General features: G+C 47.7%; 13 protein-coding genes. 11 read left to right on the top strand and 2 right to left on the bottom strand.

The window, feature by feature from the left end:
- The first annotated feature begins 52 nt into the window (after window positions 1-52).
- The 5 genes from ACYVJM_RS20150 to ACYVJM_RS20130 all read left to right on the top strand — a co-directional run bounded on the left by ACYVJM_RS20150 (window position 53) and on the right by ACYVJM_RS20130 (window position 4,568).
- The gene (locus ACYVJM_RS20150; RefSeq protein ID WP_461150033.1) at window positions 53-1,240 is read left to right on the top strand and encodes a GlmU family protein; all 1,188 of its coding nucleotides are present in this window, start codon (window positions 53-55) and stop codon (window positions 1,238-1,240) included.
- Between the two features lie 99 nt (window positions 1,241-1,339).
- Window positions 1,340-2,470 (top strand): DNA polymerase III subunit, encoded by a 1,131-nt coding sequence (locus tag ACYVJM_RS20145; protein ID WP_461150032.1) that lies wholly within the window; start codon window positions 1,340-1,342, stop codon window positions 2,468-2,470.
- A 7-nt stretch (window positions 2,471-2,477) separates the two neighbouring features.
- Window positions 2,478-2,966: an ATP-dependent zinc protease family protein gene (locus ACYVJM_RS20140; RefSeq protein WP_461150031.1), complete on the top strand. Its 489-nt coding sequence runs from the start codon at window positions 2,478-2,480 to the stop codon at window positions 2,964-2,966.
- Window positions 2,967-3,011: 45 nt separating this feature from the next.
- The gene (gene rimK, locus ACYVJM_RS20135; RefSeq protein WP_461150030.1) at window positions 3,012-3,920 is read left to right on the top strand and encodes a 30S ribosomal protein S6--L-glutamate ligase; all 909 of its coding nucleotides are present in this window, start codon (window positions 3,012-3,014) and stop codon (window positions 3,918-3,920) included.
- Window positions 3,921-4,013: 93 nt separating this feature from the next.
- Window positions 4,014-4,568, top strand: coding sequence for a hypothetical protein (locus ACYVJM_RS20130; RefSeq protein ID WP_461150029.1), 555 nt, complete (start codon window positions 4,014-4,016; stop codon window positions 4,566-4,568).
- A gap of 10 nt (window positions 4,569-4,578) precedes the next feature.
- Here ACYVJM_RS20130 and ACYVJM_RS20125 read toward each other — a convergent pair whose 3' ends face one another.
- Window positions 4,579-4,716: a hypothetical protein gene (locus tag ACYVJM_RS20125; protein WP_461150028.1), complete on the bottom strand. Its 138-nt coding sequence runs from the start codon at window positions 4,714-4,716 to the stop codon at window positions 4,579-4,581.
- Window positions 4,717-4,896: 180 nt separating this feature from the next.
- Between ACYVJM_RS20125 and ACYVJM_RS20120 the strand changes: the two genes are divergently transcribed.
- Window positions 4,897-5,808, top strand: a complete 912-nt coding sequence (locus tag ACYVJM_RS20120) for a TIGR01777 family oxidoreductase (RefSeq protein WP_461150027.1) — start codon at window positions 4,897-4,899, stop codon at window positions 5,806-5,808.
- A 37-nt stretch (window positions 5,809-5,845) separates the two neighbouring features.
- Here ACYVJM_RS20120 and ACYVJM_RS20115 read toward each other — a convergent pair whose 3' ends face one another.
- On the bottom strand, window positions 5,846-7,270 hold the full coding sequence (locus tag ACYVJM_RS20115) for a mandelate racemase/muconate lactonizing enzyme family protein (RefSeq protein WP_461150026.1): 1,425 nt from the start codon (window positions 7,268-7,270) through the stop codon (window positions 5,846-5,848).
- Between the two features lie 287 nt (window positions 7,271-7,557).
- Here ACYVJM_RS20115 and ACYVJM_RS20110 point away from each other — a divergent pair, with 287 nt between their 5' ends.
- The 5 genes from ACYVJM_RS20110 to ACYVJM_RS20090 all read left to right on the top strand — a co-directional run bounded on the left by ACYVJM_RS20110 (window position 7,558) and on the right by ACYVJM_RS20090 (window position 14,802).
- On the top strand, window positions 7,558-8,496 hold the full coding sequence (locus ACYVJM_RS20110) for an RraA family protein (protein ID WP_461150025.1): 939 nt from the start codon (window positions 7,558-7,560) through the stop codon (window positions 8,494-8,496).
- 90 nt (window positions 8,497-8,586) lie between these two features.
- Window positions 8,587-9,522: an RraA family protein gene (locus ACYVJM_RS20105; protein WP_461150024.1), complete on the top strand. Its 936-nt coding sequence runs from the start codon at window positions 8,587-8,589 to the stop codon at window positions 9,520-9,522.
- A gap of 832 nt (window positions 9,523-10,354) precedes the next feature.
- Entirely contained in the window at window positions 10,355-11,983 is a 1,629-nt protein-coding gene (locus ACYVJM_RS20100) for a beta strand repeat-containing protein (protein WP_461150023.1), read from the top strand.
- A gap of 70 nt (window positions 11,984-12,053) precedes the next feature.
- Window positions 12,054-12,440, top strand: a complete 387-nt coding sequence (locus ACYVJM_RS20095; protein WP_461150022.1) for a hypothetical protein — start codon at window positions 12,054-12,056, stop codon at window positions 12,438-12,440.
- A 1,114-nt stretch (window positions 12,441-13,554) separates the two neighbouring features.
- Window positions 13,555-14,802, top strand: a complete 1,248-nt coding sequence (locus ACYVJM_RS20090) for a hypothetical protein (protein ID WP_461150021.1) — start codon at window positions 13,555-13,557, stop codon at window positions 14,800-14,802.
- Window positions 14,803-15,172 lie beyond the last annotated feature (370 nt).

The following is a 15,172-nucleotide window of genomic DNA, read 5'->3' as shown; positions in this document are numbered from 1 at the left end:
TTTTTACAGATTAAGGTTAGATATTTGCCGCCTGATTTTCCTCTTACAATCAATGCCCAATTTAGTCTTATTCGATGACCCGCTTATCCGTACAGCCCTACTGCCGCTAACGTTTACCCGGCCGGTGGCGGGTATCCGTATTGGCATTTTAACGCTGGCCGAAAAATGGGCCAATCGGCTGAATCATACGCCATCGTACTTAGTCGAACCTTATTTACAGACAAAGTTTCCGCAGCAGAGTGGTACCGATAGCTGGTACGTTAATGGGGCCGTTTGCCCCACGGAGGCCCTGGCGGAAGCAATTCATAACCTGCCGCAAAACACGGGCCTCATTACCCACGACGGCCTGATTCTGGCGATTCACACCAACGCCCTATTGACGGAGGCTCCGGTCCTGAACGACGATTATCCGCTGCGAACCTTTACCGAACCGCTCACCATTGTCCGCCATTTGTGGGATATTTTCGTGGAGAACGGCGATCAGATCCGGGCCGACTTTGCCAGTCTGACCGCCGGACGTACCTCGGCGCCCATTACCGATCCGTTTACCCGCTGTTACGCCCCCGAGAACATATTTGTCGAACCCGGCGCTACTATTCGGGCGGCCGTTCTCAATGCAGAAAGTGGCCCTATTTACATCGGCAAAAACGCAACCATCAGCGAAGGAACGGTTATGATTGGCCCCTTTTCCCTGGGCGAAGGCTCAACCGTAAACTGGGGCGGCAAAATGCGCAGCAACACCACCATCGGCCCATTCTGTAAAGTAGGTGGCGAGGTAGGCAACTCCGTTTTTATCGGGTACAGCAACAAAGCACACGACGGTTTTCTGGGTAATTCGGTCATTGGCGAATGGTGCAATCTGGGCGCCAATGTCAACAACTCGAACCTGAAGAACGATTACACCAATGTGAAGATCCATTCCTACGCCACCGGCCAACTGGAAGACACGGGCCGGATTTTCTGCGGACTGACGATGGGCGATTTCACGAAAGCCGGTATCAGTACCATGTTCAATACGGGAACGGTGGTGGGCGTTAGCGCCAACGTGTTCGGGGGTGGTTTCCAGCCGAAGCACATTCCCTCCTTTTCGTGGGGGGGCGTGTCCGATGGCTTCACCCCTTACCGAATCGACAAAGCCATACAGGTAGCCCGCGAAGCCTTTATCCGGCGTGGCAAGGAATTTGACGAGGTTGAAGAAGGAATTTTAAGAAATATTTATAAAAAGGAGGAAAGGGAATAAAGGGAGGAGAGGGACGAAAGGGAGGGAGGAAAAAGCTCGCGTGCATCTCTTCCCCCTCTCGTCCCCTTTTCTCCCCCTCCTCCCCCTCCTCCCTCTCTTATGCTGTTTAACGAAATAATCGGTCTGGACGAAACGAAGCAGTTTCTGCTGCAGGCGGTACAACGGAACCACCTCGCGCATGCCCTGTTGTTCGACGGTCCAACGGGAAGCGCCAACCTCGCGCTGGCGCTGGCGCTGGCGCAGTATGTCAACTGCGAAGACAAGCAGGCAGACGATGCCTGTGGCCGGTGCGCGTCGTGCATAAAAATTCAGAAACTCGTGCATCCCGATTTGCACATGGTTTTTCCGGTAGCGAATCTGTCGAAGGGAAAAACATCGGAAGCCTACCTGGCCGACTGGCGTAAATTTCTGCTCGCTACCCCCTATCGAACTCTCCCCGACTGGCTGGAAACGATGGGAGCCGATAATAAACAGGGAAACATTTCGGCCGAAGAAGCCCGGAATATTCTGCAGAAGCTATCGCTGAAATCATACGAAGGTGCTTACAAGATCATGCTCATCTGGCTCCCGGAGCTGATGAACGTCACCTCCGCCAATGCCCTGCTGAAAGTGCTGGAAGAGCCCCCTGCACAAACGCTCTTTCTGCTCGTTACCAACCAGTCCGACAAACTGCTGATCACCATTCTGTCGCGAACGCAGCGGGTGGCCATTCGGGCGTTTACGGATGAGGAAGTGGCGACTTATCTGCGCCAGCACCAGAATCTCGACGAAACCATCGCCCGACGGTTTGCGTACCTGGCGGATGGCAATCTGGCCGAGGCCCTTCGGCTAAGCCAGCAGGATAGCGTTTCAACCGGAAACGCCGGACCTGGACAGCACATCTGGTTTGCCGACTGGATGCGTACCTGCTACCGGCAGGATTTAATCAGCCTCGTTAAACAGGCCGACCAGTTTGATGGTTTCAGTAAGGAAAAGCAAAAGGGCTTACTCGATTACAGCATTCGGCTGTACCGCGATTTATTCCTCTGGCAGCAGGGAGCTGCTGAACTGTTGCGGCTGCCCGATGATGAACTGGCTTTTGTTAAAAACTTCGCTAAAGTACTGACCATCGACCATATTGAACGTATCGTTCACGACCTTAACCAAGCCGCTTATCACCTCGAACGAAACGCCCGTGCCAAAATGATTATGCTGGACATGTCGCTTACCTTTAGCCGGTTAATCAGGTGACGTTGCTATGAAAGCCCGAACGCCCAAGCCCAAGCAGATCATTGGCATGACAGACCTGGTCGATTTTCCGGATCTGGGGCTTTACGATATACAGGCTAAAGTCGATACAGGCGCATTTACGTCGGCCCTGCATTGTAAAGATATCCGGCTGATCAAGTCGGGTGGTAAACGTAAACTAAGCTTCTGGCTGATCGACAAGACCGGACTCCCCGCGCGCAAATTTCGCAGCGACCAGTTTAGCCAGCGTATGATTCGTAACTCGTTCGGCGTGGCCGAACTGCGGTATGTCATTCAAACGCGTATCGTTCTCTTCGGCCGTACCATACGGGCCGAATTTACTCTGGCCGACCGCGAGCAACTCAAAAACCCTGTCCTGTTGGGCCGAAAACTCCTTCGGAACCGCTTCATCGTCGATGTATCCCAGAAGAATCTGTCTTACGAAGCCAAAAACGCAGACCAGGCCTGCGTTTCATCGATCGATTCGGAAGACGAGTAAGCTCGTCTACAAACAACATCTTACACACAACTGAACACTGAATCAATGCGAATTGCCATTTTATCGGCCAATCCGAATTTATATTCTACTCAACGACTCCTGGAAGCCGCCAATCAGCGTGGTCATGAAGGTGTGTTGATCAACCATTTGAACTGCCAGGTTATGATCGAAGGCGGAAAGCCAACGGTGCTGTACGAAGGGCAGGAACTGGATTCCTTCGATGCCATTGTACCCCGCATTGGAGCCTCCGTAACGGATTACGGCTGTGCCGTTGTCCGGCAGTTTGAGATGATGAACGTTTTCACAACGGGCAAATCGCAGGCCATCATGCGTTCGCGCAATAAGCTGCGCAGCTTACAGGTGCTTTCCAAAGCAGGGGTTGGTTTACCCAAAACGATCTTCGCCAATCACCCCAAAAACGGCGATGTCACGCAACTGATCAAGCTGGTGGGTGGCCCGCCGGTGGTTATCAAACTACTGGAAGGCACGCAGGGCATCGGGGTTGTGCTGGCCGAAACGACCAAAGCGGCCAAATCGACCATCGAGGCTTTTTACGGCCTGAAAAAACACGTGCTGGTGCAGGAGTTCGTTGCCGAAGCCAAAGGGTCCGACATTCGGGCGTTTGTGATAGGGGGCCGCGTTGTGGGGGCCATAAAACGGCAGGGCCTTGAAGGTGAATTCCGGTCCAACATTCACCGGGGCGGCAATGCCGTGACGGTAACCCTCACCCCCGACGAAGAGCAGACGGCGGTTGATGCAGCCCGCGCCCTCGGCCTTAAAGTGGCTGGTGTGGATATGCTCCCCTCCGACCGCGGGCCGCTGGTGCTGGAGGTAAACTCGTCGCCCGGCCTGGAAGGTATTGAAAAAGCAACGGGTGTCGATATTGCCGCCGAAGTCATCGCCTATATCGAAGACAAGATTCGCACCGACGAGGGCGACACGGTAGGGGTTTAAATGACGAATGTAGAATGAATGGTGTAGAATGAATAATTTTACCAGTCTCTATCCAGCATTCTACATTTTTCATTCTACATTATTCCTTAAGAAATGCCAGCTCTCGATTCTGAACTTAAGAAAGCCATTGTCCGGATGCCCGGCGCGGAGAAAGACAAACTGCTGCTGCGCCTGATTGCCAAAGATGCCGTACTTACCGAGCGGCTTCAGTTCGAGCTGGTAGAAGAGGGCAAGACCATCGACGAACGGCGGGGGCTCATCCGCGATTTTATCGACCGCACAGCCAGGCTTCATGCCGACACGCCCGGCTGGCTTATGATGGATATGCGAACGGCGAGCGGATACATCAGCCGCCATTTAAAAGTCACTAAAGACAAATACGGCGAGGTGGAGCTGATGTTGTACATGCTCAACACCTTCTACGATAACAACGCCCACCTGCTTCAGAAGTACAACTCCCGCACCGACAAAGCCGCCGAATACGTGGCCAAACGAACCGAGCAGGTAGTAAAGAAAGCCGCTAAACTCGACCCCGACTATTACGTCGAGTTTGTCGATGATATCAACAAATTGCTCGGCTGGGTAACGTCTACCGCTTCGGCACACTACGCCCGGCAGTTGAGCTTGCCTAAGGAGTGGCTGGTATAATAGTTTTTATTCATCTTCGCTTCTTTAGAAACCACCATAGGGCTACGGCAAAAACAATGATAAACAAGACTGGCAGAACAAGACTGCCTTTGTACACCACTCCGTAATAATCACCCGGAAGCGGTTGGGGTTGTCTGATCGTGTTCATGTTTTTAAGGTTGAGTCTGCTCCTGAGAAGCGGTTTGGGTGAACCAAACATAAGGACTTACCAGCGAATAAGCTATTGATCTGGCCATCATAGTATCCCTTTAGGCTTCGTTTTACACCGGCGAACACTCGGCTGTTTTGTGTGTTATAGACTTACACCCACCAATAAACTCAATCACACATGAGCGAAACAGTTTTAATCACAGGCGGTACCGGCTCCATTGGCCGTCGCCTGACCCAATTGCTTCAACAGGCTGGCTATCAGGTGGCCTTGCTGAGCAGATCGCCCAAATCCATACCCGACGTCAGGGTCTATCAATGGGACATAAAGAAAGGGCACATTGACCCGCAGGCCATCGCTACCGCCGATCATATTATTCACCTGGCCGGCGAGGGCATTGCCGATGAACGCTGGACCGACCAACGAAAAGAGGCCATTCTCAATAGCCGAACGCAATCGACGGATTTACTGGTACAGGCCTTGAAGACCAATTCACATCATGTCAAATCGTTTGTGGGTGCGTCGGCCATTGGGTATTACGGCGGTAATACAGACGACCGTCCCCTCACAGAGAACAGTCAGGGTGGTTCCGATTTTCTGGCTCAGGTGGTACGCGCCTGGGAGCGGTCGGAGGAGCAGGTAGCGTCTTTGGGTATTCGAACGGTAAAATTCCGGATTGGTGTTGTGCTCATGGCCGAGGGCGGAGCATTGCCCAAGTTAGTGCAGCCTATTCGGTTGGGAGCAGGAGCGCCTATTGGGTCGGGGCAGCAGTATATCTCGTGGATTCACCTCGACGATATGTGTCGGTTGTTTATTGAAGGGCTGTCAAATACGAAGTGGCAGGGTGTTTACAATGCCGTGGCGCCTACCCCGGTTACTAACGAAACCCTTACGCGGGCTATCGCTCAGGTAGTGCACCGGCCTATCTTACTGCCCAACATTCCGGCCTTTGTTATAAAGCTGATGTACGGCGAGATGGCCATCGTCGTTACGGGCGGCAATTACGTACTCAACAAACGCATAGCCGACGAGACTGACTTTCAGTATCAGTTCGATGATTTGACCAGAGCGCTGGAGAATCTGTTAGTATAAATTTTCTGGCGCGGGCGTTTGCCCGCGCCAGAAAACATTAACTCCACTCCCGGTCGGCGGAGTCTTTCGTATTCCAGGTATCGGTTGGGGCAAACCAAGTGGCTCCTTTTTTCAGGAATTTCTTGGCTACGTCTTCATTCAGCTCTACGCCGAGGCCTGGTTTTTCGGGCACGCGGACAAAGCCTTTTTCGACAATAGGCCTCATGCCGGTGATCAAATCCTCCCAACCTGCCACATCGACTCCGTGGTGTTCGAGGGCTACGAAATTCTCGGTGGCAGCCGCGCAGTGCACGTTGGCCATCATCGAAATAGGCGAACCGGCAAAGTGCATGGCCATCGGAATCCCTTTTTCTTCGGCATAATCGCCTATTTTCTTGGTTTCCAATAAGCCGCCCGAACTGGCCAGATCCGGGTGAATCATGTCGATTGCTTTGGCATCAATGAGCTTGATAAACCCTTCTTTCAGGTAGATATCTTCGCCCGTCAGCGTTGGCGTTTCAATGGCGTCGGTGATTTGCTTCCATTGGTCGGTGTAGAACCAGGGGACCAGATCTTCCAGCCAGGCCAGGCGGAACGGCTCCATGGCCTTACCGATCTGGATAGCCGTGTTCACATCGAAGTGGCCGAAGTGATCGGCAGCCAGTGGCGTATCGTAACCGACAATATCCCGCACTTTACCCACGTGCTCAACCAGCCGGTCGAGTCCTTTCTTCGTAACCTGAATACGGGTAAACGGGTGTTTTGTGTTGGCGTAGTTGCCCAGCTTACCCGACTCCCGGTCGTTCCACTGCTGCTTCACGCTCCAGTTGTTGGCATTGACGAGCATACCGGGCTGATCGGCCAGCATACCGATACCGAAGTCCATTTTCAGGAACGTATATCCCTGATCCCGGCGCTTCTTCATGTTCTCGGCAAAGCCTTCGTAGGTATTGGATTCCGGCGTATCGGCATACAACCGGATAAAGTCGCGGTATTTACCGCCCAGCAACTGGTAAGCGGGCACATTGTACGCCTTACCAGCTAAATCCCACAGGGCCATTTCTACCCCACAAACACCACCTGCCGCCCGGCTCTGACCGCCGAACTGCTTGATCTGCTTAAAAATCTGCTCTACGTTGCAGGGGTTTTTACCCAGCAACCGGCTTTTAAGCATCAGCGCGTAATTGGCGCTGGCCCCATCCCGAACCTCACCCCAGCCAACAAGACCCTGGTTGGTGTCGATCCGGATAATCGGACTGCTGAAAGGCACACCGTTCAGCACGGCAACCCGCATGTCGGTAATGCGCAAGTCCGATGGCTTTGAATCGCGGCTTACTTTCTGGGTAATAAACTCCATTTCCTGGTCATGCTGACCATCGAATGCCAAACCAAGCGAAAGGCCACCTAAACCGGCATTCCGCAAAAAGTCACGTCGGTCGGAAGATTTTCCCGAAGATGTCAATCGGGAGAAGATGTTTTTCATGGTAAAAAAGACAATAGGGTTTATGTCTGGTTAACACAGATTTTAGTTTTGAGCCAACCTATACTGTCAAAAAGCAGTAAACGAATAGCCTGTTCAGGTATAGTGCCCTGTTATCATATAAGTAGGCAAATGCCAGTATTTTACTTATGCAATCGTCTTTTTAGGGAGAATTACCTTAAGACCTGCATTTAACCATGCCCCCTTGAGACTCGCCTTGTAACAGAGCCACTTATGTCCCTAAACTTCCTGTAGAACCCTTACCAAATAGTCAGCACGACATTAAAGCAATGATAAAAAGAACACTTTTCATCTTATCGATTATCACCCTTTCAGGTGGCCTTGCCGCCAGCGCCCAACGCGTGGGCTCTTCGCCCGAATACGTCAAAGCCTTAACTGCCGACTGGAAAGGCGAGCGTTTGGCGGATGGCCGTCCGAAGATCCCGGATATCGTTATGGAGCGTCTGGCCAATTGTACACTGGAGCAGATATGGGGCTATCTGGGCAAAAAAGGATACCGGAATCAGGTCGAAAAAAACTGGATCATCCTTAAGCCCGGCGAAACCATGACCGGCCGCGCCGTTACGGCTCAATTCATGCCTATGCGACCCGACCTCGACAGCTTGGTCCGGGCGCAGGGGAAAGCCGAAGGCCGCTCCCAAAAAGGAGGAATCAACATCTGGCCAATCGACATATTGACGAAAGGAGACATTTATGTAGCGGATGGCTTCGGCAAAATTAAAGATGGCACCCTGATCGGGTCCAGCCTGGGCAACGCTATTTACGGTAAAACCGGTAAAGGCGTCATCTTTTACGGATCGGTACGCGACATGCAGGAGTTGAAAGATACGAAAGGGTTCAATGCCTGGGTAAAAGGGCACGATCCCTCGTACATTAAAGACATGACGCCAACCTCTATCAATGCGCCTATTCGCATTGGCGACGTGACGGTACTGCCCGGCGATGCCGTATTCGCCAATGAATACGGAACCGTGTTTATCCCGGCTCACCTGGTTGAGGGACTGGTATCGGCTTCGGAAATGACCGCCCTGCGCGACGAGTTCGAACGGGTGCTTCTTCAGCAGGGGAAATACCCATCCGGCGAAATTCACGGCGACTGGTCAGAGAAAATCAAAGGCGAGTTTAGAACCTGGGTTGGCAAGTATCCCAAGAAACTCGCCATCACGCAGAAAGATATTGACAGTTACCTGGCCAAAGAAGGTCATTGATTGTCCCTATACTTTAGACAGGATTAAGCGGATTGTTGCTTACGAAATCCTTGCTAATCCTGTCTGACCTTATACCATTAACTTATAAAAATGATGACACCCAGGATTGCCGTTTTGTTGACGGCTGTTGCGAGTTTCTGCTTTAATAGCGCTTCACTTGCCCAAACCATACCGAAAGACGAACTGACTTTTTTAACATCTGAATGGAAAGGGGAGCGCTTCCCGGATGGACGGCCCAAAATTCCGGATGGTCTGCTCGAACGAGCTAAATACATTGGCATTGACGACGCCTGGACGGTACTTAAAAACGAAGGCTACGTCAATCAGTTTGAGGGTAACTGGAAACTGATTCATAACGATGTACCGGTAACCGGGCGGGCCGTTACGGCGGCTTACATGCCAAGTCGGCCGGATGTCGAAAAGCTCATTAAGGATCGGGGCATCAGCAAACAGGGCCGGAAGGGCAACACCAACACCTGGCCCATTGAAACCCTAACCAAAGGGGATGTATACGTGGCTGATGGCTTTGGGAAAATTGGTGGTGGTACACTGATGGGGGCCACCTTGGGCAATGCTATCTTCAGCAAAACCGGCAATGGTGTTGTTTTTAACGGAGCCGCCCGCGACTTGCAGGAACTACAGAATATCAAAGGCTTCAACGCGTTTGTACGCGATTTCCACCCCTCTTTTCTGGAAGAGATGGTACTGATGGGTCTAAATGCGCCCATTCGTATTGGCAACGTGATGGTCATGCCCGGCGACCTGGTGATTGCCCAGCGGGAAGGCGTCCTGTTTGTGCCGGCCCACATGGCCGAACAGGTGGTAAGTACGGCCGAGTTCGTGGTACGCAAGGATCAATTTGGCTTCGAAACGGTTAAGTCGGGTAAGTACACCACGGGCCAGATCGACAGCCAGTGGACAGACGAAATCAAAGTAGATTTCCTGAACTGGCTCAAGAAGCACCCGGAGTTAGGTACCATGACCAGACCCGAGCTGGATAAAGTCATGAGCAAACGAACATGGTAGTTTTCTTTAGCAGAACAGCCTCCTTATTTTAGGGGGCTGTTTTTTTCTATAACCCTTTATTTTTTGCGGAGCCTATTGACTTTTAATATATAGATTAAATGGGTTAATTACTTCTTTTTTAGTATAAAAAACCAGTAGGCAAGTGCTTGAATTTGCGGCCGGCATACACGTTTTTTTAACATTTGTTTGATGAAAAATAAGGATCAAATCCTCATCTTTTTACGAATGCTGCTTACTTACTTTTCGGGCTTCCGCACAGGCAGCATAAATTGTTTATTACTAATTCTTTATTTTTTTAATCATATCTCTGCATATGCTACCGCTTGCTAAATAATTACAGTAAAAATGAAATTAACTATACAAAATATAAAAATGACAAACTAATAGTTTAATACAAATGCTTAATTACGAAATTTTATACTAAAGCCTAAATAGCTGAAAATCAATAAATTGTTTTACAATTTATTGAAATCAAGAACGCTTAATAAACAAATAAAAACTCAAATATTTGTATACAAATGAAATTATTAGAAAACAAAACAGTTATTGCTTTTTTACAACTTGCGTATACCTTTGACTCATCAGTAAAAAATGACGTTTTGTCGCGCCAAAGTAACTGAATTAAGCAAGTGCATTTCCCCAGATTGGGATCTCACTGACCAGTTTTTAGAGAGTGTATATATCCGTTTTTTCATAGGTATTGTATTCCCATCATGTCATGAAAAAAATTATCCTCACCGGTACAGCTATACTAGCTTTGGCAGCAGCGTGCTTCGCCCAAAATAATACGTCAACAATTACACAATCTGGTACTCAGCAAACTGCTAGTGCCATGCAGAAGGGTAAAAACCTGGTGTCTGCTATTGTACAAACCTCAAGCAGCACCATTGCCAACATTGGCAACGTTGCCCGAACTATTCAGAAACCGGCTTCCTATCCATCGGATAAAAACCAGGCTTTCATCAATCAGTTAGGAACGAGGTATAACTCGGCCACTATCGAGCAGGAAGGGATCAATAACCTGTCGACGATCAATCAGAAGAACAACAATGCCGGTTCCAGCGGAGATGGCAATGTCGTGACAGCGTTCCAAAGAGGACTCAACCAGGTAATAACGGTCAATCAGAACGACAATTCAATTGCTAACCAGGCCAGTATACGACAGGAGAACTTTGGAACTATTCAGACAGCAACTGTCAATCAAAATAATTCATCCACAAAAAACCGGGCCACAGCCACCCAGCTTGGTAACAATAATACCCTAAGCATCAGCCAGTCTACTAATTCCGACAACAACATTGCCACAATAAAGCAAGGAGGAGGGGGCGGTGTTAACACAGGTAGCAACACATCTAATGCTAAGGCAACTGTTGAACAAAATGGAGGGGCGCTGGGTAGTTCCTCAGGCAACGAGGCCACCATAACCCAAGTCGGCCAGGGGTCTAACGTTGCAAAAGTTCTTCAGAACAACTTCAGTGGTGGTCTCGATGGGTTGGGGAACGACGCTACCATTAGTCAGTCAGGAAAATTTGGTTCCAATGCGAATGTAAGCCAGAGCAACTATGCCCAAAATAACTCCACAGTTATCAACCAAGCTGGTGAGGGTCAGCATACGGCTTATGTTAGTCAGGATGGCAATACTACCTTTAGCAGCTACAACAATACGGCACAGGTTAACCAAACCGGGAAAGGCAATAATGCGGATATTCGTCAGGCAGGTGAAGATTCAAACAATGATGGTCAGGGAAACAGCTACAATAACACGGCAAACGTCAGCCAGTCCAATTCACTGAATCAGGCCTTTGTTGTCCAGAAAGATTTAAGCGCCTTCAATCAGGCAAGTATTAATCAAAACGGGGTTAGTGATGTAGCGACTATCACCCAATCGATTAACTCGATAGGCAACACCGCAACAATTAACCAGGGGATTTTTAGCAATGGCGGTAACAATGCTTCAATCACGCAGCAACAGTCTGCGCCGGAGGAATCATTGGGCGGAAATACAGCGAGCATCAGTCAAAACCTGAAAGCCAAGGGGATGAATAATAGTGCATCCATTGTTCAGGGAGTTTTATCCTCTTCGACGAACTCGAATGCCAATACGGCAACCATAAATCAGGAAGGCAGTTCAAACAAGGCCCGTTTGCAACAGACCGGCGACTTAAACGTGGCGACGTTCACACAGACCGGTAATGGCAATATAGTTCGCAACCTGGATGCATCCCTTAACTCGGCGGCTCTTCAGTTAGGCACAAACAACAAGCTGACCACAGAGCAGATAGCCGGCAGCTCTGGCAACATCGTCAATGTAGCACAGATTGGTCTAGATAACATTGCCAATCTGCTGCAGAATGGTTCTGACAATATGATCACTTTGTCGGAAGTTGGTAATGGCCATACCATTGCTGTTGCACAGATTGGTAATGGCAATTCGGCAGTCATCGGTATGACTGGCAATTAGTTTTATACCGTTCAGGGTGCTTTTACAAACCAGGGCTCCCTCTAACTTACGCTTAAACGATACCTTCCTTATGAAAAACTTCTTTTTACTAGGACTTGCCGCTCTCAGTGGAGCAACGGCCGGCGCGCAGAACAAAGCGACCATTACGCAGGAAGGAACTGCTCATGAAGTAACCGTTGTGCAGCAGGGTTCAGGAAATACATCGGTTATTAACCAGTCGTCCATCAATACTGGTAACCAGGCTACCGTTACGCAGTCGGGCAATGGTAATGTGGTCACTATTAATCAGGGGAGCGGCAGCCCAAATACAACCGGACCGCAAAATTCGGTAAACGCCAGCCAGTCAGGTACAAGTGAAACAATCATAAACCAATCAAATGATGGCAACACAATAAGCGTTTATCAGGGGCCAGCTTTAAGTAACAGGAAAGAAAAAAAGAAGAATAAGCAAAAATAGGCGTTCTTTTTAAAAACAAATTACAGCAAAATACCACACCATTATATAACGTCTTTCTGTTGCACGAGAAAATCTGCAATGGAAAGACGTTTTGTTTTTTCAGTAGAACATGCCTAAAAAAACCAATCGTCCAAATAGATTTTTTCAAATTTATTCAGGCCGCAAATGTGCATTTTCACTTAATATCTCTGACCGAATAATATAAATACGAATCAGAAAAAACTTGGCCTCTTATCATTATTCATGAACTAACATACCTATATGTAAGTTGATAAGCAACACTTCTACAGCTGATGTAACGACAAAACACTAATTTTGAATCTATGAGACATATAATTAATATACATTTTAAGAAAAATGAAACAAATATATTGTCACAAATATCATTAAATACACCAATTATTATTCAAAATTAATTTTAAGTATATAAATATTTTATAATTCATTTTTTAGAAATATAAAGCACATTATTCACTACCATTCGCTAAATATAAGAATTATAAAAAACGGCTATTTCACCACTTTAAATTAATTTCTTTCTAAGAAAAATCATAAAAATAAAATAAACCGAACTCCTAATATATACATTAAATTACTGTAAAACAGGCAGTTGCACAAAGATGAGATTTATAACTCATTAGCAATATTCAAATCAAATCGTTTATAAAGAAACTCATTTTCATGTTCTGTATTGTACTTTTCACTGAAAAAGAATATTGATTTTTAATAAGGTTGCTGTTAGCTTTGACTCATCAAAAAAAACTTTATCAAGACATCGGCAAACAAGCGATTTATGGATTTAGTTAAACTGATTGACCGATGAATTAAAACTCTTTTTATTGCGATTTTTTTTGTGTCTTATTGACTTTAACTGCGTCTAAACCTCATCACTAATGTCAGTTTATTTTTTGATTATGTTGCTAAAAACAGCTCGCTGGCAGCACAATCTGATTTAACTTTTTTCAGAAGGTATACTCAACTATTCACAACCTTGACCAAAACAGATTCAGACCTAAAACCGAATCCTTTAAGATATCCGCACCACTACGAAATACAGCGTCTGGAGCACTAAGACCTTTACCAATTCTTAATTTTAACCATTACCTCTCAAACCATGAAAAAGTATATTTTATCAGGTTTTGCGCTGTTTGCATTAGCAACAGCCTCTTTTGCCCAAAACTCTATGTCCCTAACCCAATCGGGGAACGGTAATAGTGCAGGAACAATCCAATCCGGCAGCGCAAACGCCGGTATCATTACCCAGAATGGCAATGGTAATACTATTGGCAACAGCGACAACGGCCTTGGAAGCAGTGGACTTCAGCAGTATGGAATGTCCAATGAAGGCACAATTACCCAGGTTGGAAGTAATAACAACGGCTTCATTTACCAGCGGGGTAATATGAACGTAACGACTGTTACGCAAACGGGTAATGGCAACGATGGACAGGCGGTTGACTTCTCCTCATCGAACAACAACACCTCGACCATAACCCAGATTGGGAATAACAACAAATCAGGTGTGTTCCACACGTCAAACAGTTCGAACAATACCTTTACAACAACGCAGACCGGTGACGGCAACAAGGTTCTGGCTACCGATTTATATATATTACCTCCACAATATGGTACGTTTAACGTAGCCACAATTGCCCAGACAGGTAATACCAACACCATTAAAATGGCTCAAGCGGGGGGTTCAGAGAATACCTTTCTGGCAAATCAGAATGGTGACGCCAACTTCGCAACTGTTACTCAGTTAGGTGATAATAACGTTATCGGTAATAATGACAACGGATCTGGCCCAGTAGGTCTTCAGCAGATCGGTGACAACAACATAGCCTCCATATCACAGTCCGGCATCTCGAACAATGCCTTTATTCAGGAGATAGGAAACAATAATAACAGTACTATTTCTCAGACAGGCGAGAGCAACGACGCTCAGATTCAGGATTACTTCAGCAATGGAAATACGGCTAGTATCATCCAAGTGGGTAACCAAAACAAATCGGGTGTGTTCCGCGATGGTGGTAGCGACAATTCCTTCAGCACTGTTCAAACGGGAAATAACAACCAGATTCTGGCCAGTGGCGGCTATGTTTTGCCTCCACAGTATGGCATGCGCAACTCGATTGACATTACCCAGACAGGTAACGCCAATCTGGTTACGATGCGGCAAATAGGCGATGACAACGCACTAACAATAGCTCAAAGCGATAATAACCAGACAGCCATTGTTGTTCAGAGTGGAAATATGAACACGCTGAGCGTAACCCAGTCGGGCACGCCGAATATGTTAACCATTTCTCAGCTCGGTAATGGCAATAGTGCCTCTATCGTTCAGACTGGTGTTGCTCCTTAATAGGCCACCCGCATTCATAAGGACAGTTAAACACGTAAGCCGCTCCATTTAGAGCGGCTTACGTGTAATTAAGAAATCAGAAAATGCACAATTTATAGCAATCACCCGATACACACGCATTGACCGACGTGCCTGATCCTACAGGACTTATAAGTCACCTATTTTAGACCTTTACATCTAAGCTACCATTTAATCGATTCATCCTGCATTTAATTAGCCGATATGTGACTAATTAAAAAAGACTTGGTATTTTTATCTTACAGTTACCATATATTAGTAAACTCTTGCAGTCCTTTCACGCCCGTAAAGGTCTAGATTAGAATACAATTCAGCCAATTAGCTAAACACAAACGTGTATCCCTAACCGTAC

It is taken from the genome of Spirosoma pulveris, from assembly GCF_054781875.1.
Note: the sequence above shows the minus strand (reverse complement) of the source record. Positions and strands in the feature narration are given on the sequence as shown.

Excerpts from the sequence above, each read along its gene's own strand:
- ACYVJM_RS20150 (WP_461150033.1), top strand. The coding sequence starts at position 53 with ATGCCCAATTTAGTCTTATTCGATGACCCGCTTATCCGTACAGCCCTA.
- ACYVJM_RS20145 (WP_461150032.1), top strand. The coding sequence starts at position 1,340 with ATGCTGTTTAACGAAATAATCGGTCTGGACGAAACGAAGCAGTTTCTG.
- ACYVJM_RS20140 (WP_461150031.1), top strand. The coding sequence starts at position 2,478 with ATGAAAGCCCGAACGCCCAAGCCCAAGCAGATCATTGGCATGACAGAC.
- rimK (WP_461150030.1), top strand. The coding sequence starts at position 3,012 with ATGCGAATTGCCATTTTATCGGCCAATCCGAATTTATATTCTACTCAA.
- ACYVJM_RS20130 (WP_461150029.1), top strand. The coding sequence starts at position 4,014 with ATGCCAGCTCTCGATTCTGAACTTAAGAAAGCCATTGTCCGGATGCCC.
- ACYVJM_RS20125 (WP_461150028.1), bottom strand. The coding sequence starts at position 4,716 with ATGAACACGATCAGACAACCCCAACCGCTTCCGGGTGATTATTACGGA.
- ACYVJM_RS20120 (WP_461150027.1), top strand. The coding sequence starts at position 4,897 with ATGAGCGAAACAGTTTTAATCACAGGCGGTACCGGCTCCATTGGCCGT.
- ACYVJM_RS20115 (WP_461150026.1), bottom strand. The coding sequence starts at position 7,270 with ATGAAAAACATCTTCTCCCGATTGACATCTTCGGGAAAATCTTCCGAC.
- ACYVJM_RS20110 (WP_461150025.1), top strand. The coding sequence starts at position 7,558 with ATGATAAAAAGAACACTTTTCATCTTATCGATTATCACCCTTTCAGGT.
- ACYVJM_RS20105 (WP_461150024.1), top strand. The coding sequence starts at position 8,587 with ATGATGACACCCAGGATTGCCGTTTTGTTGACGGCTGTTGCGAGTTTC.
- ACYVJM_RS20100 (WP_461150023.1), top strand. The coding sequence starts at position 10,355 with ATGCAGAAGGGTAAAAACCTGGTGTCTGCTATTGTACAAACCTCAAGC.
- ACYVJM_RS20095 (WP_461150022.1), top strand. The coding sequence starts at position 12,054 with ATGAAAAACTTCTTTTTACTAGGACTTGCCGCTCTCAGTGGAGCAACG.
- ACYVJM_RS20090 (WP_461150021.1), top strand. The coding sequence starts at position 13,555 with ATGAAAAAGTATATTTTATCAGGTTTTGCGCTGTTTGCATTAGCAACA.